Source organism: Kutzneria sp. NPDC052558, from assembly GCF_044547355.1.
Taxonomy (GTDB): domain Bacteria; phylum Actinomycetota; class Actinomycetes; order Mycobacteriales; family Pseudonocardiaceae; genus Kutzneria.
The window spans coordinates 348859-368120 of the sequence record NZ_JBIUAG010000003.1; the positions used below are offsets into that span (position 1 = coordinate 348859).

The window sequence follows — 19262 nt, forward strand, 5'->3', positions numbered from 1 at the left end:
GTGATCGAAAATAGCGTGCCGGTTAGGCTCCCGGCATGACTAAGTGGGAGTACGCCACCGTCCCGCTGTTGATCCACGCGACCAAGCAGATCCTCGACCAGTGGGGCGAGGACGGCTGGGAGCTGGTGACGGTGCTGACCAACCCGAGCGGCGAGCAGCACGTCGCCTACCTGAAGCGGGAGAAGACGGCGTGAGTTGGTCGGCGAGGCTCAAGGAGCTGGGCATCGAGCTGCCCGCGGTGGCCGCGCCGGTCGCGGCCTACGTGCCGGCCGCGCGCACCGGTTCGCTGGTCTACACCTCCGGTCAGCTGCCGTTCGTCGCGGGCGCGCTGCCGGCGACCGGCAAGGTCGGCGGCCAGATCGGCGCGGACGAGGCCAAGGACTACGCCCGCACCTGCGCGCTGAACGCCCTGGCGGCGGTGGACGCGCTGGTCGGCCTGGACTCGATCACCCGGATCGTCAAGGTCGTGGGCTTCGTGGCCTCGGCCGAGGGCTTCACCGGCCAGCCCGCGGTGATCAACGGGGCGTCGGAGTTCCTCGGCGAGGTCTTCGGCGAGGCCGGGCAGCACGCCCGTTCCGCCGTAGGGGTGGCCGAGCTGCCACTTGGCGCACCCGTCGAGGTCGAGTTGATCGTCGAAATCGGCTAATTCTGTCCCCCGTTCGGGTGGCGCTATGGTGTCGTCTGCTGGTCTGCTAGACCGCGAGAGTCACCTTCGCCACGGGAAGGGGCGGTGGGCGTGCCGGACAACGCCGAGCTGAACGCGCATGAACTGCTGCTGAGACTGGCCGGACGGTTGTCCGACGACCAGCTGTGGCGGTTCCGGGACTGGCTGGCCAGCGGGGCCATGCCGGTCCTCGGCCGGGCGCTGCCCCGGGCGCTGCTGCACGACCGGGTCGGCCTGACCGCCGACGAGCACCTGCTGCTGCGCGGGATCGGCGCCGATCCCGCGCTCACCAGCTCCGTGCTCGGCATCGGCGCGGCCCCCGACCCGGACTACACCTTCACCGCCGAGCCCGCCCACGAGGCCGCCGGCGGCGACCAGGTGGGCGTGGTGCTCGGCGCGACGCTGCGCGGCCGCGAGGGCTTGGGCGAGGTGCGCTGCGCCTGGCGGCACGCCCGCGACGGGCGGACGCACCGCGTCGTGCTGGTGACGGCGGTCGCCGACCAGCACCGGCTGGCCGGCGAGCTCCAGCGCATGCTGCGGGCGCTGGGCGAGCACGAGCCGTGCGTCGAGGTGCTGGCGCCGGACTACGACCTGACGCCCTACCACCGCCTCGCGCTCGACGTGTCCGAACTGCTGTGCTTCGGCGCGGCTGATCTCGCCCACGCGTGAAAGGAGACCCGTCGTGTCGGACGTCGCGACTGGGGACGGACTGCCCGATCGGCTGCACGACATCCTGCTGCGGATGGCCGGCCGCGTCGATGACGACGCGCTGACCTCGGCCCGCGAGCTGGTGGCCATCGCCGAGTCGGACCGGGCGGTGGAGCTGCTGATCGGCTGCCTGATCGCCGGCGGCGTGCCGGTGACCCCGGCTGAGAACGGCCAGCTGCGGGCGCTGCTGGACCAGTCCCGGTCCGATCCCTCGCTGGCCGACCGGCTCAAGGTCCGCGACACCTGGTACGCCCCGCCGCACCGGTTCACCTACGAGCCGGACGCGGGCGCCGGTGTCGGCGCGGCGCTGGCCCCGGTGGTGGACTTCCTGATCGGCGTGCAGTCGGTCTCCGCGGTGTGGCGGGTGACCCCGGCCGGCGCGACGCCGGGCGCGGTGCCGCAGCGGGTGGTGCTGGTCGAGATCGGTCCGGACGGCTTCGCGCCGGCGACCGCGTACCGGATCGGCCAGGCCCTGGAGGTCGCCGGCATCCGGGCCGTGGTCGAGGTGCTCAAGTCCGGCGCCGACCGCAGCGACTACCACCAGCTGGCCGCCTCGGACGCGAAGCCGATCAACTTATCGGGCCAGCACGTGGCCACGCCGAGCACCAGCGGCGGCCGTCGGGCCAAGGGCAGCGCGTCGGTGGTGCCGATCAAGCCGGTCGCGCACGCCCAGGCCAAGGCCGAGCCGGCGCCCCCGGTCGTCGAACCGGCCGAGGCCGTCGAGCCGGTGGCGGTGGAGAAGTCCGCCCCCCAGCCGCCGGTGCTGGAGCCCTCCGCCGACCCGTCGGCCCTCGGCCTGGTCGACTACAAGCCGATCGCCGAGGACAAGCTCAGCGACGTGGAGCGCGACCTCCTCCGCCAACTCCACGAGGAACTAGCCCAACGCGAGCAATAACCCCCCCCGGTTTTGACGCTTGGAAGGGGGCTTTCCTCCACTCGGAGTGGAGGAAAGCCCCCTTCCAAGCGTTAGGGGAGCTTGCGGAGGGCCTGGTCGAGGATTTGCTGGAGGTGCAGGCCGCGTTGGGCGTCGCAGGGGTGGCTGTGCCGGCCGCTGTGCACCATGGCGACGAAGTCGTCCAGCATCGCGGTGTACGCCTGCTGGGCCGGGGTCTGGCGGGCGGCGAGGGCGCGGTGGCCGTGCGAGCCGTAGACCGAGAACTCGACGACGGTGGGCTGGGTCGGCAGTCGCATGGACAGCGTGGCCGTGCTGGTGGCGCCGTCGCCGTGGCCGAGGATCAGGTGCCAGAGGTCGTTGTCGGCCCGGTGCGCGGCCAACACCTCGGTGATCGGCCCGAGCGCGGCGTCGAGCAGGTCGAAGGCGTGCGGGCCGACGTCCATCAGCGCGCCTTGGTCCTGCCGCCACAGCGAGCCGGCGTACTTGCCGCCCAGCAGCGCCCCGGACAGCCACTGCACGCTGCCGCCGGTCCAGCCGCCGAGCTTGCCCAGCTCGGCCAGCCAGTCGACGACTTCGGGCGAGAACCGCAGGGTCAGCATCAGCAGCGAGGCCAGGTCGTGGTCGGCGACGGCCCCGGCCAGCCGGCGGGCCTCCTCGACCGTGCCGGCCATCGGCTTCTCCAGCAGCAGGTGCTTGCCGGCCTGGGCAGCCCGCAGCGCGAGCTCCGCCTGCACGGACGGTGGCGCGGCCACCGCGACCACGTCGACCTGGTCGATCAGCCGGTCCAGGTCGTCGGCGACCTCGGCGCCGTAGCGGCCGGCCAGCTCGGCCGCGGCGTCCCGGCGGCGGGCCCACACGGAGGCCAGCCGGGTGCCGGGATGATCGGCGAGGCCCGGTGCGTGCACGGTGGTGGCCCAGGGGCCGGCGCCGATGAGTCCCACGCGCAGTTGGTCGTCCACGTGATGATTCTCCACGGGAGCAGACGGCGGTTCGCCCTTAGGCTCGTGGACGTGCCACAGCTGCCCGAGGAACTGACGCTGCCCGAGGCGATGGTGCCGGCCACCCCGCCGAACCCGCCCGTGACGCCCAAGGACGCGGCGACCGTCGCCCTGGTCCGCGAGGGCCACGCCGGCCTGGAGGTCTTCCTGCTGCGCCGGGTCACCGGCATGGCCTTCGCCGGCGGCATGACGGTGTTCCCCGGCGGCGGCGTGGACCGCCGCGACGCCGACACCTCCGTCGCCTGGGTCGGCCCCGAGCCGGCCTGGTGGGGCCGCAAGTTCAGTTGCGACCCGAGCACGGCCCGGGCCCTGGTGTGCGCGGCCGTGCGGGAGACGTTCGAGGAGTCGGGTGTGCTGCTGGCCGGCAAGGACGACGTCTCGGTGGTGGCCGACACCGCCAAGTACGCCGACGTGCGGCAGGCCCTGGTCAACCGGGAGGTGTCGCTGGCCCAGTTCCTGGCCGACGCCGGCCTGGTGCTGCGGGCCGACCTGCTGCGCCCGTGGGCCAACTGGGTGACGCCGGCCGAGGAGCCGCGGCGCTACGACACCCGGTTCTTCCTGGCCGTGCTGCCCGAGGGGCAGCAGGCCGACGGGCAGACCAGCGAGGCCGACCACGCCGCGTGGCAGCGCCCGCAGGACGCCATCGACGACTGGAAGGCCGGCCGGGTCGGGCTGCTGCCGCCGACCTGGATGACCCTGGCCGAGCTGCGGGAGGCCGGCACCGTGGCGGCCGCGATGGCCATCGACCGGCCGACCACCGACAAGATCATCCCCAAGGTGGTGCGGCGCGGGAGCAAGCTGCACGCGGTGCTGCCCGACGACCCGGCCTACGCCACCGCCTCGCTCGGCATCGAGCCGGGCCCGGAGGACGAGGTGGCCGGCCGGTGAGCGAGTCATTCTGCACAGGGCGTTTGCGAACGAGCGCTGGCGAGGTGTTGCAGTGAGCGAGCTTGCGAGCGAGCCATTCAACGCAGAGCGTCCGCGAACGCGGACACCGAGCGCTAGCGAGGTGCTGCAGTGAGCGATCGTCCTGCTGTCGGGGAGCGCGCCGAGCACCCGGCTTACGGCGTCCTGCGGCCGGTCACGCCCACTGCTGGTGTGCTGCTGGCCGACAACCCGTCCGAAATGACGTTGGACGGCACCAACACCTGGGTGCTGCGCGCCCCCGACTCCGAGGCCTGTGTGATCGTCGACCCCGGTCCGGACGACGAACGGCACCTCGGCCTCGTCGCCGCCCACGGCCCGGTCAGCACCATCCTGCTCACGCACGGCCACCCCGATCACTCCGAGGGCGCTCGGCGCTTCGCCGAGATGGTCAACGCCCCCGTGTACGCGCTGGATCCGGCGCTGCGGCTGGGTTCTGAGGGCCTGTCCGACGGGGACGTGCTGGCCGAGGCCGGCCTGGAGATCCGGGTGCTCGCCACGCCCGGGCACACCGCCGACTCGCTGTGCTTCTGGCTGGAGCACGACGCCCCGCCGGCCATCCTCACCGGCGACACCGTGCTCGGCCGGGGCACCACCGTCACCAACGACCTCGGGCCGTATCTCGACTCCCTGCGCCGGCTCGCCGAGTTGCCGCCCGGCACCTTCGTGCTGCCCGGCCACGGCCCCGACCTCGCCGACGCCGGCACCGCCGCCCGCGGCTACCTGGCCCACCGCGAGCAGCGCCTCAACCAGGTCCGCGCCGCCCTCGACAAGCTCGGCCCCGACGCCACACCCCGCCAGGTGGTCGAGCTCGTCTACGCCGACGTCGACCGCTCCCTCTGGTTCGCCGCCGAGTGGTCAGTGCGCACGCAGCTGGAGTACCTCCGCTCGCTCTAGGCCTGGGCCCGGATCGGCACCACCAGGTACTGGAGCCGGCCGTCGGAGGTGAACATGGTGCCGCGGTGGCCGGGCTGGACGGCCATCGTCACCTGCTGGCCGGCGAAGGCCTTGAGGGCGTCGGAGAGGTAGCGGACCTGGTAGGCGGGGCTGGGCCGGCCGCCGGTGATCTCGGCCTTGACGTGCTCCTCGGCCTCGCCGACCTGCTGGCCGCCGCCGTGCACGCGGATGTCGCCGTCGCCCAGGTCGAGCTGCACGACCTGGTGGCCCTCGCTGAACAGGCCGACCCGGCGGACGGCGCCGGCCAAGGCGTCGGCGTCGACGGTCACGGTGGCGTCGACGGTGGTGGGCAGCAGCTTGCGCTCGTCGGGCAGCGTGGAGGCGAGCAGCGAGGTGACGATGCCCGAGTCGCCCCACACCAGGCCGGCCCGGTCGCCGTCGACGTGCAGGGCGACACGCTCGGCCGATGCCGCCTGCTTGGCCGCCTCCACCAGCAGCGAAGCCGGCACCATGGCGTCCACTTCGGACTCGCCGGTCCACGGCAGCGAGGCGATGGCCAGCCGGTAGCGGTCGGTCGCGACCATGGAGAGCGGCCGGTTGGGCCCGCCGCGCAGCCGCACGCCGGTCAGCATCGGCAGCGCGTCGTCACGAGACGCCACCGAGGCCACGACTGACAGCAGGGAAGCGAACTCCGGCCCGTCGACCTCGCCCGCCCGCGCCGGCGGCTCGGCCACGCCGGGATGCAGATCGGCCTCCAGCAGCGGCAAGGCGAAGCGGGCGCCGGGCACCCGTACGGCCAGCCGTGCGCCCTCGACGACCAGCCGAACCTGCGGGGCGTCCAACGCGCGCAGCGTCTCCGCCAACGGCTTGGCCGGCACCAGAACCTGACCGTCGGCATGCACGGTCGCGGCGCACCGCAGCCGCACGCCCCGCTCCCGGTCGGTGCCGCGGACCAGCACCCCGTCCCGGTCCGCGGTGATCAGGACGCCGGCCAGCACCGGGTCGTACATCTTGGCCGGCAGCAGCCGGACCGTGTCGGCCAGCGTGCTGGCCAGCTGCGACGTCGTGGCGGTGAGGTCCATGGCGACGACGCTACGACCGACCCCTGACAATTCCGGCCGTCAGTTCATCTGGTGGTGGTGTCGGGGTCACGTTCCGACGCATAGCGTCGCTCGCATGAGCATCAACCGGAGGGCGCTGCTCATCGCGGGCGGCGCGTTGGCGGCCGGGCAGATGTTGCCGGGCGTCGCGTTCGCGGACGGCGTCGACGGCAGCGAGCAGACGATCACCGTCACCGGCCGGTTCGAGCCGGGCGCCCCGGACTGGCACTACCTGCCGGTCGAGGTGCCGCACGGCGTCGCCGAGCTGTCCGTGGTCTACAGCTACGACCGTCCGCAGGCGCCGCCCGGCCAGCTCGGCAACGCCCTGGACTTCGGCGTGTTCGGCCCGGCCGGCCACGAGCTGGGCAACCACCACGGCTTCCGGGGCTGGTCCGGGGGCGCCCGCGACCGGTTCACGATCAGCGCCTCCGACGCGACCCCGGGCTACTTGCCGGGACCGATCGACCGCGGCACCTGGCACGTCATCCTCGGCCCGTACACCGTGGCCGAGCAGGGCCTGAACTACCGCGTGGACATCACCCTGCGGTTCGGCCCGTCCGGCCAGCCGTTCGAGGTGAAGCCGGCCCCGTCGTTCGCGCCGGCCCGCCGTCGAGGCCGGGACTGGTACCGCGGCGACGGCCACCTGCACACCGTCTACTCCGACGGCAAGCGCACCCCGGACGAGCTGGTGGCGGCGGCCCGCGCGGCCGGCCTGGACTTCATCGTCTCCACCGAGCACAACTCGCCCAGCGCCTCGCTTCAGTGGGGCCGGCACGCCACCGAGGACCTGCTGATCCTCAACGGCGAGGAGGTCACCACCCGTTCCGGGCACTGGCCGGCGTGGAACTTGCCGGTGGGCCGCTGGATCGACTGGCGCTACCGGGACACCCAGCCCGAGGACTTCCGGCGCTTCGTCGACGAGGTGCACTCGGTCGGCGGACTGGTGGTGGCGGCGCATCCGTACGCGCCGTGCATCGGCTGCTCCTTCGAGTTCCGCTACGACCTCGTGGACGCGATCGAGGTGTGGAACGGCCCGTGGACGGACGACGACGAGAAGACGCTCAAGGCCTGGGACGCGATGCTGCGCGAGGGCCGCTGGATCCCGGCGGTCGGCGACAGCGATGCCCACGCCGAGCCGCAGGTGGTGGGCCTGCCGCACAACGTGGTGCTGGCCGAGGACCTGTTTGGGCCGTTCCTGTTCGCGGGGCTGAAGGCCGGGCACAACTGGATCGCCGAGTCGGCGCAGGTCCAGCTCTCGCTCACGGTGACGGACGGCCGGCGCAGCGCCGGCATCGGGGAGACGCTGCGCACGGGCCGTCCGGTGACCGTCCACGTCGAGGTGGACGGCGTGCCGGGCACGCAGACCCGGGTCCTGGACCAGACCGGGCTGGTGCACGCCGGCGAGGGATCGGTCGATCACACGACCAGTCCCGCCGACTCCGATTGGATCCGCGTCGAAGTGCGGCGGGGCGAGCAGATGGTCGCGCTGACTAACCCAGTTTTTCTTCGACCTTGACCAGGGCCGCCGTGGTCAGCGTGGACTGCTTCACGGTGCCCCGCAGCGCCCACACCAGCGCGGCGATCACCAGGCCGGCGCCGGCCGCGGCCAGGAAGGACCAGCTGGTGCCGAAGTTCTGCACCAGCTGACCGCTGGTCGACTGGCCGATGGCCAGGCCCAGCGTCACCGAGGTGATCACCCAGCCGAAGGCCTCGGTGGTCGTGCCGGCCGGCGCGACCAGTTCGATGGCCGCCGAGTGGGCGGTCGACTGCGGCGTGATCAGGATGCCCACCGCCAGCAGGGCCATGGCCAGGCCGAACAGCGTCGACGGCAGCGCCAGCAGCAGGATCAGCAGCGCGAAGCCGCCCAGCAGCACCGGCAGCCGCAGGTGCATGGCCCGCGGCCAGGGCCGCACGCCGTAGAGCACGCCGAAGATCACCGAGCTGATCGACCACAGGCTCAGCATCAGGCCGCCCATCGTGGGCGCGCCGGCCTCGGTGGCGAACGCCGGCACCGCGACCTCGACGAAGCCGATCGTCACGCCGAAGCCCAGCGCCGCCAGCGCCACCGTGCGCATGCCCGGGCTGGACAGCGCGCCGAGCAGGCTGGTCGGACGCAGCTCGTCCCGGCTGGGCCGCCAGGCGCGGACCGTCGGTGTCAGGGCGAAGGCCAGGCCGCCGACGACCATGGCCAGGCTGCCGGCGACCAGGCCGGTGCCGGGCCACGGCAGCGCCGTCATCAGGCCGGCCAGGCCCGGGCCCAGGATGAAGAAGACCTCCATGCTGATCGCCTCGTAGGCGTAGGCCGCCTGGCGAACCGGGCCGGGCGGCACCAGCCGCACCCACAGCGACCGCGACGCCGAGCCGACCGTCATCTCGGTCAGGCCGATGCCAAAGGCCAGGGTAATGACCAGCCACTCGGGCTGGTGGGTCTCGATCGCCCACACCTCGCTGGCCACGAACAGCAGGGTCAGACCGGCCATCGCGCACAGCGGGCGGGTCGGGCCCATGCGGTCCATGACCCGACCCTGGAGCACCGACCCGACCGACACGCCGATCAGCGCCGCGGCCGAGGTGAGGCCCGCGGTCGCGAAGGAGCCGGTGGCGCGCTGCACGTACAGCAGCAGGGCCAGGCCGATCATCGCGACCGGCAGCCTGGCCAGCGCGGAAGCGAGCACCGGCAGCCGGGCGCCGGGGGTGGTCAGGGCCGTGCGGTAGTCGGAGAGGGTCGCGGAGTGGGACATGTGTACCAGTATGCCAAACTTTGGTACGACCGTGCCAGAGTGGAGTCCTACGTCACGATGTAGTCACGGCGTTGCGATGAGTGGGTGAACGACGGCAACGTAAAGACCCAATTCGGAGTCCTTGAGAGTGAATCCGGTTGTCCGTGACGGGGCCATCCATGTCACAGTGACCGGGCACGACCTCCTCGGTCGACGGTTCGGGGCCGGAGACCGGGGGGACGGGGTGCGCGGCCCGTCGGGGGATGGCCCGCGCAACACGAAAGGCCGGTCAGGGCGTCGGGGGCCCGGGCCGGCCTTTCGCGACTGGGCACTTCGTGCCCGCGGAAAGCGCGGGCCTGATCGCTCCAGGGTGTCTTGTGGGGGCCCGGCCCCCACGCCCCCACGCCGGGGCTTCGCCCCGGACCCCAAGCCCGATTGCCGATCTTGAAGTGTGGCCGTTCGATGCGTGAATCGTGCCTGGCCAGACAGCGGAACGACCCCCGTCCCAGGATGGGGACAGGGGTCGTTCGGTGTTTTGTCTGAACTACCGCGCGCGTCGGGCTAGGCGCTCCGGGTCCAGGATGAGCACGCTCTTGCCCTCCAGGCGCAGCCAGCCGCGGTGCGCGAAGTCGGCCAGGGCCTTGTTCACGGTCTCGCGGGAGGCGCCGACGTACTGGGCGATCTCCTCCTGCGTGAGGTCGTGAGTGACCCTCAGCAGGCCGGCCTCCTGGCTGCCGAACTGGCGGGCGAACTGGAGCAGCGCCTTGGCCACGCGGCCGGGCACGTCGGTGAAGATCAGGTCGGCCAGCATGTTGTTCGTCCGGCGCAGCCTACGGGCCAGCACCCGCAGCAGCTGCTCGGCGATGTCGGGCCGCTTGCTGATCCATTCCCGCAGCTCGGGGCGGCCCATGGACAGCGCCCGGACCTCGGTCACGGTGGTCGCGGTCGAGGTGCGCGGCCCCGGATCGAAGATCGAGAGCTCGCCGAACATGTCCGACGGGCCCATGATGTTGAGCAGGTTCTCGCGCCCGTCCGGCGACTTGCGGCCGATCTTCACCTTGCCGCTGTGGATGATGTACAGCCGGTCGCCCGGCTCACCCTCCGCGAAGATCACGTGCCCACGCGGGAAGTCGATCGCCTCCAGCGTGACGAGCAACGCCTCGGCTGCCGACTGGTCCACACCCTGGAAGATGCCCGCGCGGGCCAGGGTCTCGTCCACCTCGTCCCTCCTTCGAGACGCGGCGGCCGGTGCCGCCGATCACTAGCGTGCCATCTTAGGACCCGTTGCCCCTGGTCCGCCGGGGACGCAGCCGTGCGGCGCGTCCGCCGAGCCTGCGCAGGCGGAACAGCTCCAGCGCCCGGCCGATGCCGTGTCCGTAGAGCGCCCTGACCTCGTCGGGCCGGGCCTGCTCCAGGAACTCCTCGACCTCGTTCTCCTGCACGGCAACGTGGCGCAGGCGAGCTTCCACGCGCTCCATGAACAGCGCGAAGAACATGATCAGAAGCGGTACTACGAGCACCAACCAGGCAGTCATGATGACTCCATCCTCTCCCATGGTCGTCCGGGCCCGCGCATCGGGGGTCACCCCGGCGTGTCGGCGATGTCGGTGGGTGTCCGTACGCTGGGCGAGTGCCACCGACCGCCGCCGTGAACAACCTGGCTCTGGTCCGCCGAGTGCGGCGGATGACCCGTGCGCTCCAGCAGGGGTACCCGGACGCGCACTGCGAACTCGACTTCGGCACCGCGCTGGACCTCACGGTGGCCGTCATCCTGTCGGCCCAGTGCACCGACAAGCGGGTCAACGAGGTCACGCCGGCGCTGTTCGCCCGGTACCGCACCGCCGCCGACTACGCCGGCGCGAACCGGGTCGAGCTGGAGGAGATGATCCGGCCGACCGGCTTCTACCGGAACAAGGCCACCTCGATCATGGGCCTGGGCTCGGCGCTGGTCGAGAAGCACGGCGGCGAGGTGCCCGGCACCCTGGAGGAGCTGGTCCGGCTGCCCGGCATCGGCCGCAAGACCGCCAACGTGGTGCTCGGCGAGGCCTTCGACGTCCCCGGCATCACCGTCGACACGCACTTCGGCCGGCTGGTCCGGCGCTGGGGCTGGACCGAGGAGACCGACCCGGTCAAGGTCGAGCACGCGATCGGCGAGCTCGTCCCGCGCAAGGACTGGACGATGCTCTCGCACTGGACGATCTTCCACGGCCGGCGCGTCTGCCACGCCCGCAAGCCGGCCTGCGGGGCCTGCTTCCTGGCCCCGGACTGCCCCTCATTCGGCGAGGGCCCGACCGACCCGGCGGTGGCGGAGAAGCTGGTCAAGGGCGAGGAGGCCCCGCACTTGCTGGCGTTGGCCGAGCAGATCCGGGGCAAGAAGAAGAGCCCGAAGAAGGCTGGCGCCGCCACATGACCGCACGGTGGCGCTGGGCGCTGGTCGTGGCGGTGCTCGCGGTGGCCACGGCGATCGCCGTCTGGCCGCGGGGCCAGGCCTCGACCCAGACCGACCCGGCCGTGGCCACGCCGGACGTCAGCGCGCTGCGGCGGACCGCGGCCTTGCCGGCGTGCCCCCAGCAGACGGGCAAGGGCGTGCTGGCCGGCATCAAGGTCACCTGCATGGCCGACGGCTCGGAGCTCACCCTCGGCGGCGGCCCGCTGCTGGTCAACTTCTGGGAGCCCTGGTGCGTGCCGTGCCGCACCGAGCTGCCCGCGCTCCAGGAATATGCGGCCCGACCTGGGGCGATACCGGTGCTGCTTGTCGAGATCCCGGCCCAGAGTGACGAGAAGAGCGGCCTGGACCTGCTCGGCTCGCTGAAGGTCAAGCTGCCCTCGGTCTGGGATCCGAACGCATCCGTGGCCAACGCGCTGGGCAAGCCGAACGTCTTTCCTGTCACCTACGTAGTTGCAGCGGACGGCACGGCGAAGCAGCTCACCTCGCCCCCGTTCGAGTCGGCGGACCAGGTGGAACAGGCGGTGCGGCAGTATGCGGACGGGAGTGTCACCGGATGAGTCCTGGCCCCCTGGTGGACCCGGCGGACGTGCCGGAGTGGCTGTCCGGCCTGGTCGCGGCCACCGCCGGCCTGGACGCCGGCGAGCTGACCAGGGTGCGCCCGCCGGGCGGGCTGCCGACCAGGCCGGCCGCGGTGCTGATGCTGCTCGGTGACGGCGTCGACGGCCCGGACGTGCTGCTCACCCGCCGCGCCGACACGCTCAACTCCCACCCCGGCCAGGTCGCCTTCCCCGGCGGCAGCGCCGACGACGGCGACGACGGCCCGGTCGCCACGGCGCTGCGCGAGGCCGAGGAGGAGGCCGGCGTGCGGGCCGACGGGGTGCGGGCGGTCGCGCTGATGCCGGAGCTGTTCGTGCCGGTCTCCGGCTTCATGGTGACGCCGGTGCTGGCCCTCTGGGAGCGGCCGTCGCCGGTCCGCGTGGTCGACCCGGCCGAGACGGCGGCGGTGGCCCGGGTGCCGATCGCCCACCTGACCGATCCGGCCAACCGGTTCCGGGTGCGGCATCCCTCCGGTTTCACCGGCCCGGCCTTCTCCGCGCCGGGCATGCTGGTGTGGGGCTTCACCGCCGGCCTGCTGGCCGGGCTGCTGCGGCTGGCCGGCTGGGAACGCCCGTGGAACCAGGCGGACGTGCGTGATCTGGACGAGTCGCTGCGGGCGGCGAACGCGGAGGTGCAGGCGTGAACTGGGTCGACCTGGTCGTGGTGCTGCTGGCGGTGATCGCCGCGGTCTCCGGGGCCCGGCACGGCCTGATCACCACGCTGCCGGCCACCGTGGGCGTGCTCGGCGGCACCGTGATCGGCCTCATCGTGACGCCGCTGATCATGTCCAACTTCGCCAGCAACGTCACCCGGATCGCGGTCTGGATGGGCGCGCTGGTGCTGCTGGTCGCCCTGGGCGAGACGTTAGGCGTGTGGCTGGGCCGGTCCATCCGCCAGCACGTGCGGCTCGGCCCGTTCACCGGCGTCGACCACACGCTGGGCGCGCTGGTGCAGTGCGCCGTGGTTTTTGTGGTGGCCTGGGTGTTCGCCCTGCCACTGACCTCGGTGCCGGTGCCCGGGCTGGCCGCGGCCATCCGCGGCTCGGTGGTGCTGGGCACCGTCAACAACCTGATGCCGGCCGAGGCCGAGCAGCTGCCCAACGACGTGAGCCGGCTGCTCAGCGCCGGCCTGCTCACCGCGACCGGGCCGTTCACCCGCACCCCCATCACCGACGTCGACCCCCCGGACACGGCCCTGCAGAACAGCCAGGTCGTGCAGGCCGTGCAGTCCAGCGTGGTCAAGGTGCGGGGCCGGGCCCCGTCCTGCTCGCGGGCGCTGGAGGGCAGCGGCTTCGTGATCGCCCCGCAGCGGGTGATGACCAATGCGCACGTGGTCGCCGGCACCGACGACGAGTCGGTGGAGATCGGCGGCGGCCAGCTCACCGCGCACGTCGTCTACTACGACCCGGAGGCCGACGTCGCGGTGCTGTCGGTGCCCGGCCTCGACGCCAGGGTCCTGCCGTTCAGCCAGCAGGACTACACCTCGGGCCAGGACGCGATCGTGCTCGGCTACCCGCTCGACGGCCCGTACACGGCGCGGGCGGCCCGGGTACGGCAGCGCATCCAGCTCAACGGGCCGGACATCTACGGCACCCAGAAGGTCACCCGGGACGTCTACACAATCCGGTCCACGGTCAAGAGCGGCAACTCCGGCGGCCCGCTGATCAACCCGAACGGCCAGGTCATCGGGGTCGTGTTCGGGGCGGCGGTGGACGACCCGGAGACCGGCTTCGCGCTGACCACGGCCGAGGTCAGCCGGGTGGTGCAGCAGGCGCCGTCGCTGGTGCGGCCGGTGTCAACCGGCTCCTGCGCCGAGTAGCAGCGCGGTCACGGCGTCCGGGTCCTCCCACTGCGGGAAGTGCCCGGCGCCGTCGATCACGCGATACGGCTCGTGCCGGGTGATCGGCGACGTCCGGAGGTCGTGCTCGCCGCGCAGCCGCAACACCGGTGCCTCCAGCGGGCGGCTGACCGCCCGGGCGAACTCGCGGCCGTCGCCTCGCAGCCGGGATCGGAACGCCCAGCGGAAGTACTCCATGCTGCAATGCGGGACGCCCCGGATCAGCATCGCCTCGCGGGTCCGGCGCAGCAGCTCGGAATCGGGCGTCCAACTCGGGCCGGTCCATGTCCGCAGCAGGCGCTCGACCACGGCAGCGTCCTCGGCGACGAGGCGGCGCTCCGGCCAGAACGGCGGCTGGGCCGGCAGCAGCGGTCGCAGCGGGATCTCCAGCGGATGGGGCGCGGAGATCGTCATGACGGACTCGACCAGGCGCGGATGCAGCGCCGCCGTCGTCCAGGCCAGCACCCCGCCCCAGCCGTGGCCGACCAGGTGGGCGCGGCGAGCGCCCAGGGCCTTGATCAGCCCGGCGACGTCACCGGCGAGCGTCCAGCCGTCGTAGCCACGGGGCGTCTTGTCCGACTGGCCGTAGCCGCGCAGATCGACTGCGACCGCGTGGCGGCCGTGCGCGGCGAGCGCGGGCAGCTGGTGCCGCCAGGTCCACCAGAACTCGGGGAACCCGTGCAGCATCAGCGTGAGCGGACCGCGGCCGGCCTCGGCGACGTGCAGTCGAATGCCGTTGGCCGAGACGGTCCGGTGGCGCAGGTCTACGGGCGCTCGCCGGGGCGACTCAGCGCCGCGGCCGTGTCCTTGATCGTCTCGATGGTGCGTTCCGGCGCCCGCAGCCGCCTGACCTTGCGGTAGCCGAGGAAGCCCAGCAGGCCCGCGACCAGCAGCATGGCGAACCAGACGATGCCGAACGCGGCCGACCGGTACAGGCCGAGGTCGGCCAGCAGCTCGGCGATCGCGAAGAACAGGAAGAACAGGCTGAACATCACGATGGTCAGCGCGCCGATGAAGAACACGCTGCCCCGCAGCGCCTTCTTGACCTCCGCCCCGACCTCGAGCTTGGCCAGCTCGATCTCGGCCCGCAGCAGGACCGAGACCTGGGTCATCACGTCCTTGATCAGGCCGCCCACCGACTGCTCGCCGGCGACGTCGCGGGCAGTCTCGTCGGTCAACGGGATCGAGGGCACCGGGGGCAGCCCAGCGCCGTGGCCGTTCGGGTTCTGTCCTGGGCCTGTCACGGTGGTCATCGTGCCATGCACCCTCGGGGGTTCGCTGTGCGGTGCACCCGACTCCGCCGAAGAACCAGCGCCGCGCCCAGCAGCGACGCGGCCGCCGAGGCCAGCAACACCGCCGCCTTGGCCTGGTCGGCGGCCTCTCCGGCCAGGGCCAACTCGGAGATCAGCAGGCTGACCGTGAAGCCGACGCCGCCGAGCATCGCCACCGCCGCCATGTCCCGCCAGCCCAGGCCGCGGGGCTTGGCCGCCAGCCCGGTGGTCACCGCCAGCGCCGACGCGCCCAGGATGCCGACCAGCTTGCCGAGGATCAGCCCGACCACCACGGCGATCGGGATCGCGTCCGTGACCAGGGCCCGGAACGCGTCCGCGCCGATCGGCACGCCCGCCGCGAACAGGGCGAACACCGGCACCGCGACGCCGGCCGACCACGGCTGCAACCGGTGCTCCAACCGGACCGCCGGGGATTCCGCCTCGCCCGGATCGGCCTTCACGCGCGTGAGCAGGCCGAGGGCGACGCCGGCGATCGTGGCGTGCACACCGGCTTCGTGCACGGCGAACCAGGTCGCCACGGCGATCGGCACGTACAGCCACCAGGCGCGGATCCGCTTGTGCTGGAGGAACCAGTAGAGGGCCAGCAGCGCGATCGCGGCGGCCAGGGCCAGCAGGTCGAACGTCGTGCTGAAGACGATCGCGATCACCGCGATGGCGCCGAGGTCGTCGACCACGGCCAGGCTGAGCAGGAAGATCCGCGCCGTCGCCGGCAGCCCCGAGCCGGTGATCGCCAGCACCGCCAGCGCGAACGCGATGTCGGTGGCCACCGGGATCGCCCACGCCTGGCCGTCACCGCTGATGGCCAGCGCGAGCAGCGCCGGCACCACCATGCCGCCGACCGCCGCGGCGATCGGCAGCACCGCCGCCTTGCGGTCGGCCAGCTCGCCGACGACCAGCTCGCGCTTGAGCTCCAGGCCGGCGACGTAGAAGAACAGCGCCAGCAGGCCGTCCTTGGCCCACTCGTCCACGGTCAGCGGGCCCAGGTGGAGCTCGCGCAGCGCGTGATAGCTCTCGGCGAGCGGGGAATTGGCCCACAGCAGGGCGATCGCGGTGGCGATCAACAGGATGAGGCCACCCGTGGTCTCGGCGCGCAGGAAACGAGTCTCGGCGCGCAGGAAACGAGTCTCGGTGCGCAGGTATCGGGTCACGGGCGGCTCCAGCGGTCGACTGTTCACGTGCCGACCAGACTTCCCGGCTCACCCGCACATTATGTTAACTGATCAACAGCGAAGCGGCCCGCGCGAACGCGTCGCGCGGGCCGTCGCGTGAGTGGTGCTCAGTCCTCCGACTTGCCCGACTGCAGGCCGCTGGAGATCAGGTCCATCACCGTCGAGTCGGCCAGCGTTGTCACGTCGCCGATCTGCCGGTTCTCGGCCACGTCCCGCAGCAGCCGGCGCATGATCTTGCCCGAGCGGGTCTTGGGCAGCTCCTGCACGACCAGGATCTGCCGCGGCTTGGCGATCGCGCCGATCTCCTTGGACACGTGCTCGCGCAGCTCGGCGATCAGCGCCTTGGCGTCCTCGTCCTCCTTGACGCCCCGCAGGATCACGAACGCCACCACCGCCTGGGTCGTGGTCGGGTCGGTCGCGCCGACCACCGCCGCCTCGGCCACCCGCGGGTGCGACACCAGCGCCGACTCCACCTCGGTGGTGGAGATGTTGTGGCCCGACACCAGCATCACGTCGTCGACCCGGCCCAGCAGCCAGATCGCGCCGTCCTCGTCGTACTTCGCGCCGTCACCGGCGAAGTAGTAGCCCTGGTCGGCGAAGCGGGCCCAGTAGGTCTCGCGGTAGCGCTGCTCGTCGCCCCAGACGCCGCGCAGCATCGAGGGCCACGGCTTGTCCAGCACCAGGTAGCCGCCGCCACCGTGGCCGACCTCCTTGCCGGCGTCGTCGACGACCTTCGCGCCGATGCCCGGCAGCGGGCCCATCGCCGAACCCGGCTTGGCCACCGTGACGCCGGGCAGCGGGGCGACCATGATCGCGCCGGTCTCGGTCTGCCACCAGGTGTCCACCACCGGCGTCTTGTCCGCGCCGATGTGCTTGCGGTACCAGATCCAGGCCTCGGGGTTGATCGGCTCGCCGACGCTGCCCAGCACCCGCAGCGAGGACAGGTCGTAGCGGGCCGGGATGTCCTCGCCCCACTTCATGAACGTGCGGATCAGCGTGGGGGCGGTGTAGTAGATGGAGACCTTGTACTGCTGCACGACCTCCCAGTGCCGGCCCTCGTGCGGGGTGTTCGGCGTGCCCTCGTAGACGATCTGGGTGACGCGGTTGGACAGCGGGCCGTACACGATGTAGCTGTGCCCGGTGACCCAGCCGATGTCGGCCGTGCACCAGTAGACGTCGGTGTCGGGCTTGAGGTCGAAGACGTTGTAGTGGGTGTAGGACGCCTGGGTGAGGTAGCCGCCCGAGGTGTGCAGGATGCCCTTGGGCTTACCCGTGGTCCCCGAGGTGTAGAGGATGAACAGCGGGTGCTCGGAGTCGAACGCCTCCGGCGTGTGCTCCTCGGACTGGCCGTCCACCACGTCGTGCCACCACAGGTCGCGGCCGTCGGTCCACTCGACCTCGCCGCCGGTGCGGCGCACCACCAGGACGTTGGTGATGGTCGGGGTCTTGGCCACCGCCTCGTCCACCGCCGCCTTGAGCGAGACCGGGGTGCCGCGGCGGTACTGGCCGTCGGTGGTGATCACCAGCTTGGCCTGCGCGTCGTCGATGCGGGAACGCAGCGCCTCCGCCGAGAAGCCGCCGAAGACCACGCTGTGCACCAGGCCCAGGCGGGCGCAGGCCAGCATGGAGAAGACGGCCTCGGGCACCATCGGCATGTAGATGGCCACCCGGTCGCCCGTGGTCAGGCCCAACGACAGCAGCGCGTTGGCCGTCTTGGAGACCTCGCGCTTGAGGTCGTTGTAGGTGATCGTGCGGGTGTCGCCGGGCTCGCCGACCCAGTGGATCGCCACCTGCTCGCCGTGGCCCGACTCGACGTGCCGGTCCACGCAGTTGTAGGCGACGTTGAGCTTGCCGCCCACGAACCACTTGGCGAACGGGGCGCCCGACCAGTCCAGCACCTGGTCCCACTTGGTCGCCCAGGTCAGGCGCTCGGCCTGCTTGGCCCAGAAGGCCTCGCGGTCGGCGTCCGCCTCCTGCTGCAGCGCCGCGGTCGCGTTGGCCTGAGCGGCGAACTCCTCGCTGGGCGGGAACGACCTGCTTTCGGTGAGCAGGTTGTCCAACGCGGACGACTCTGTCATGGTGCCTGGCCTCCTGGATCTCGCCTGCGGTGTGCTGCTGAACCTAGTGCTACGGGCTTTCGCGTACCAGTGCCGTAAGGTCTAGACCATATCGGCGGGTAGGGTCGCCGATCGTGACCGAGCTTGCGAGGGAACCATCCGGCACTGCGACTTCGGTCGCGGACCTTCGTGTGCCGAGCGTCAGCGAGGAAGGTCAGTGACCGACCCGCTGGCGCCGCTGCTGGAGCTGCCCGGTGTCGCCGAGGCCGTCGAGGCTGCTCGCGACGCCGTCGCCGAGGTGCACCGGCACCCCGCCAACCGCCGTGGCTGGCCCACCACCGCCGCCGAGGCCTCCGTCCGCGCCGCCCGGGCCTCCGCCGCCCTCGACGGCGGGGCCGTGGAAATTCCCCCATCTGGGTCCGTCACCGACCCCGTGCTCGCCGGCTCCCTTCGAGTCGCCGAGGCCATCGGGCCCCTGCTCGGCACCTGGCAGAAGGCCCCCCTCCAGGCCCTCGCCCGCCTCCACGTCCTCGCCGCCGCTGACCTGCTCGGTTCTGACGACCTGGGCCGCCCCTCCGCCGGCGGCTCCCGCCTGGAACTGCTGGCGTCCCTCGTCGCCGGCGGCACCAAGGCCCCCGCCCCCGTCCTCGTCGCCGTCGTCCATGGCGAGCTCCTGTCCCTGGCCCCCTTCGGCTCCGTCAGCGGCGTCATCGCCCGCGCCGCCGCCCGGCTCACCATGATCGGCACCGGCCTCGACACCAAGGGCCTGGCCGTGCCCGAGGTCGCCTGTCTTCGCCGCGCCTCGGAGTACCGGTCAGCGGTCGAGGGCTTCTCCGCCGGCACCCCCGACGGCGTCGGGGCGTGGGTGAAGTTCAGCTGCTCCACGCTGGAAGCCGGCGCCCGCGAAGCCGCCAGCATCGCCGACGCCGTCGGTCAAGGCTGAATCCGGCTGCTGT

General features: G+C 72.3%; 21 protein-coding genes. 12 read left to right on the forward strand and 9 right to left on the reverse strand.

All coding sequences use genetic code 11. The features are described 5' to 3' along the window. Window positions 1–35 precede the first annotated feature (35 nt). The 4 genes from ACIG5F_RS08165 (at window position 36) to ACIG5F_RS08180 (ending at window position 2267) form a co-directional block, all read left to right on the forward strand. The gene (locus ACIG5F_RS08165) at window positions 36–194 is read left to right on the forward strand and encodes a hypothetical protein (protein WP_396516721.1); all 159 of its coding nucleotides are present in this window, start codon (window positions 36–38) and stop codon (window positions 192–194) included. Further along, complete coding sequence (locus ACIG5F_RS08170; protein WP_396516722.1) at window positions 191–646, forward strand: RidA family protein; 456 nt, start codon at window positions 191–193, stop codon at window positions 644–646. Before ACIG5F_RS08165 ends, ACIG5F_RS08170 begins: the two co-directional genes overlap by 4 nt. Before the next feature lie 90 nt (window positions 647–736). Further along, on the forward strand, window positions 737–1333 hold the full coding sequence (locus ACIG5F_RS08175; protein ID WP_396516888.1) for a hypothetical protein: 597 nt from the start codon (window positions 737–739) through the stop codon (window positions 1331–1333). Between the two features lie 13 nt (window positions 1334–1346). Beyond that, window positions 1347–2267, forward strand: a complete 921-nt coding sequence (locus tag ACIG5F_RS08180) for a hypothetical protein (RefSeq protein WP_396516723.1) — start codon at window positions 1347–1349, stop codon at window positions 2265–2267. A gap of 71 nt (window positions 2268–2338) precedes the next feature. Here ACIG5F_RS08180 and ACIG5F_RS08185 read toward each other — a convergent pair whose 3' ends face one another. Next, a complete protein-coding gene (locus ACIG5F_RS08185) occupies window positions 2339–3226 on the reverse strand; it encodes a Gfo/Idh/MocA family protein (RefSeq protein WP_396516724.1) in 888 nt (295 codons plus the stop codon). A gap of 90 nt (window positions 3227–3316) precedes the next feature. Here ACIG5F_RS08185 and ACIG5F_RS08190 point away from each other — a divergent pair, with 90 nt between their 5' ends. Both ACIG5F_RS08190 and ACIG5F_RS08195 read left to right on the forward strand, forming a co-directional pair. Next, window positions 3317–4153: an NUDIX hydrolase gene (locus tag ACIG5F_RS08190; protein WP_396516890.1), complete on the forward strand. Its 837-nt coding sequence runs from the start codon at window positions 3317–3319 to the stop codon at window positions 4151–4153. Window positions 4154–4282: 129 nt separating this feature from the next. Next, the gene (locus ACIG5F_RS08195) at window positions 4283–5086 is read left to right on the forward strand and encodes an MBL fold metallo-hydrolase (RefSeq protein WP_396516725.1); all 804 of its coding nucleotides are present in this window, start codon (window positions 4283–4285) and stop codon (window positions 5084–5086) included. Here ACIG5F_RS08195 and dnaN read toward each other — a convergent pair. After that, entirely contained in the window at window positions 5083–6168 is a 1086-nt protein-coding gene (gene dnaN / locus ACIG5F_RS08200) for a DNA polymerase III subunit beta (protein ID WP_396516726.1), read from the reverse strand. The genes ACIG5F_RS08195 and dnaN overlap by 4 nt on opposite strands. 94 nt (window positions 6169–6262) lie before the next feature. On the opposite strand from dnaN, the gene ACIG5F_RS08205 reads away from it, so the two are divergent. Continuing rightward, on the forward strand, window positions 6263–7702 hold the full coding sequence (locus ACIG5F_RS08205; protein WP_396516727.1) for a CehA/McbA family metallohydrolase: 1440 nt from the start codon (window positions 6263–6265) through the stop codon (window positions 7700–7702). Here ACIG5F_RS08205 and ACIG5F_RS08210 read toward each other — a convergent pair. The 3 genes from ACIG5F_RS08210 to ACIG5F_RS08220 form a co-directional block, all read right to left on the reverse strand. Continuing rightward, window positions 7677–8927, reverse strand: coding sequence for an MFS transporter (locus ACIG5F_RS08210; RefSeq protein WP_396516728.1), 1251 nt, complete (start codon window positions 8925–8927; stop codon window positions 7677–7679). The two genes, ACIG5F_RS08205 and ACIG5F_RS08210, sit on opposite strands and share 26 nt — an antisense overlap. A gap of 523 nt (window positions 8928–9450) precedes the next feature. Continuing rightward, window positions 9451–10125, reverse strand: coding sequence for a Crp/Fnr family transcriptional regulator (locus tag ACIG5F_RS08215; RefSeq protein WP_396516729.1), 675 nt, complete (start codon window positions 10123–10125; stop codon window positions 9451–9453). 55 nt (window positions 10126–10180) lie between these two features. After that, window positions 10181–10441, reverse strand: coding sequence for a hypothetical protein (locus tag ACIG5F_RS08220; RefSeq protein WP_043730536.1), 261 nt, complete (start codon window positions 10439–10441; stop codon window positions 10181–10183). 149 nt (window positions 10442–10590) lie between these two features. Between ACIG5F_RS08220 and nth the strand changes: the two genes are divergently transcribed. Genes nth through ACIG5F_RS08240 form a run of 4 tightly spaced genes read left to right on the forward strand, consistent with a single transcriptional unit; the run spans window position 10591 to window position 13770 of the window. Beyond that, window positions 10591–11316, forward strand: a complete 726-nt coding sequence (nth, locus tag ACIG5F_RS08225) for an endonuclease III (RefSeq protein ID WP_396516891.1) — start codon at window positions 10591–10593, stop codon at window positions 11314–11316. Continuing rightward, complete coding sequence (locus ACIG5F_RS08230; RefSeq protein ID WP_396516731.1) at window positions 11313–11912, forward strand: TlpA family protein disulfide reductase; 600 nt, start codon at window positions 11313–11315, stop codon at window positions 11910–11912. The genes nth and ACIG5F_RS08230 overlap by 4 nt, the downstream gene beginning before the upstream one ends. After that, window positions 11909–12595 (forward strand): NUDIX hydrolase, encoded by a 687-nt coding sequence (locus tag ACIG5F_RS08235; protein ID WP_396516732.1) that lies wholly within the window; start codon window positions 11909–11911, stop codon window positions 12593–12595. Before ACIG5F_RS08230 ends, ACIG5F_RS08235 begins: the two co-directional genes overlap by 4 nt. Then, window positions 12592–13770, forward strand: a complete 1179-nt coding sequence (locus ACIG5F_RS08240) for a MarP family serine protease (protein ID WP_396516733.1) — start codon at window positions 12592–12594, stop codon at window positions 13768–13770. The genes ACIG5F_RS08235 and ACIG5F_RS08240 overlap by 4 nt, the downstream gene beginning before the upstream one ends. On the opposite strand, the gene ACIG5F_RS08245 is transcribed toward ACIG5F_RS08240, so the two are convergent. From ACIG5F_RS08245 to acs, 4 genes are all read right to left on the reverse strand, one after another. Next, the gene (locus tag ACIG5F_RS08245) at window positions 13747–14475 is read right to left on the reverse strand and encodes an alpha/beta fold hydrolase (protein ID WP_396516734.1); all 729 of its coding nucleotides are present in this window, start codon (window positions 14473–14475) and stop codon (window positions 13747–13749) included. The two genes, ACIG5F_RS08240 and ACIG5F_RS08245, sit on opposite strands and share 24 nt — an antisense overlap. 77 nt (window positions 14476–14552) lie before the next feature. Next, window positions 14553–15041 carry a phage holin family protein gene (locus tag ACIG5F_RS08250; protein ID WP_396516735.1) on the reverse strand — a complete coding sequence of 163 codons (489 nt, stop codon included), beginning with the start codon at window positions 15039–15041 and terminating at the stop codon, window positions 14553–14555. Beyond that, window positions 15038–16216 (reverse strand): Na+/H+ antiporter NhaA, encoded by a 1179-nt coding sequence (nhaA, locus tag ACIG5F_RS08255; RefSeq protein WP_396516893.1) that lies wholly within the window; start codon window positions 16214–16216, stop codon window positions 15038–15040. Before nhaA ends, ACIG5F_RS08250 begins: the two co-directional genes overlap by 4 nt. A 140-nt stretch (window positions 16217–16356) precedes the next feature. Continuing rightward, entirely contained in the window at window positions 16357–18327 is a 1971-nt protein-coding gene (gene acs, locus ACIG5F_RS08260) for an acetate--CoA ligase (RefSeq protein WP_396516736.1), read from the reverse strand. 196 nt (window positions 18328–18523) lie between these two features. On the opposite strand from acs, the gene ACIG5F_RS08265 reads away from it, so the two are divergent. Further along, complete coding sequence (locus tag ACIG5F_RS08265; protein WP_396516737.1) at window positions 18524–19249, forward strand: oxidoreductase; 726 nt, start codon at window positions 18524–18526, stop codon at window positions 19247–19249. Window positions 19250–19262 lie beyond the last annotated feature (13 nt).

What these genes read in the sequence shown, in the direction of transcription:
- ACIG5F_RS08165 (WP_396516721.1), top strand. Translation starts at nt 36, where the DNA reads ATGACTAAGTGGGAGTACGCCACCGTCCCGCTGTTGATCCACGCGACC.
- ACIG5F_RS08190 (WP_396516890.1), top strand. Translation starts at nt 3,317, where the DNA reads ATGGTGCCGGCCACCCCGCCGAACCCGCCCGTGACGCCCAAGGACGCG.
- dnaN (WP_396516726.1), bottom strand. Translation starts at nt 6,168, where the DNA reads ATGGACCTCACCGCCACGACGTCGCAGCTGGCCAGCACGCTGGCCGAC.
- ACIG5F_RS08205 (WP_396516727.1), top strand. Translation starts at nt 6,263, where the DNA reads ATGAGCATCAACCGGAGGGCGCTGCTCATCGCGGGCGGCGCGTTGGCG.
- ACIG5F_RS08210 (WP_396516728.1), bottom strand. Translation starts at nt 8,927, where the DNA reads ATGTCCCACTCCGCGACCCTCTCCGACTACCGCACGGCCCTGACCACC.
- ACIG5F_RS08220 (WP_043730536.1), bottom strand. Translation starts at nt 10,441, where the DNA reads ATGACTGCCTGGTTGGTGCTCGTAGTACCGCTTCTGATCATGTTCTTC.
- nth (WP_396516891.1), top strand. Translation starts at nt 10,591, where the DNA reads ATGACCCGTGCGCTCCAGCAGGGGTACCCGGACGCGCACTGCGAACTC.
- ACIG5F_RS08230 (WP_396516731.1), top strand. Translation starts at nt 11,313, where the DNA reads ATGACCGCACGGTGGCGCTGGGCGCTGGTCGTGGCGGTGCTCGCGGTG.
- ACIG5F_RS08235 (WP_396516732.1), top strand. Translation starts at nt 11,909, where the DNA reads ATGAGTCCTGGCCCCCTGGTGGACCCGGCGGACGTGCCGGAGTGGCTG.
- ACIG5F_RS08245 (WP_396516734.1), bottom strand. Translation starts at nt 14,475, where the DNA reads ATGCTGCACGGGTTCCCCGAGTTCTGGTGGACCTGGCGGCACCAGCTG.
- ACIG5F_RS08250 (WP_396516735.1), bottom strand. Translation starts at nt 15,041, where the DNA reads ATGACCACCGTGACAGGCCCAGGACAGAACCCGAACGGCCACGGCGCT.
- acs (WP_396516736.1), bottom strand. Translation starts at nt 18,327, where the DNA reads ATGACAGAGTCGTCCGCGTTGGACAACCTGCTCACCGAAAGCAGGTCG.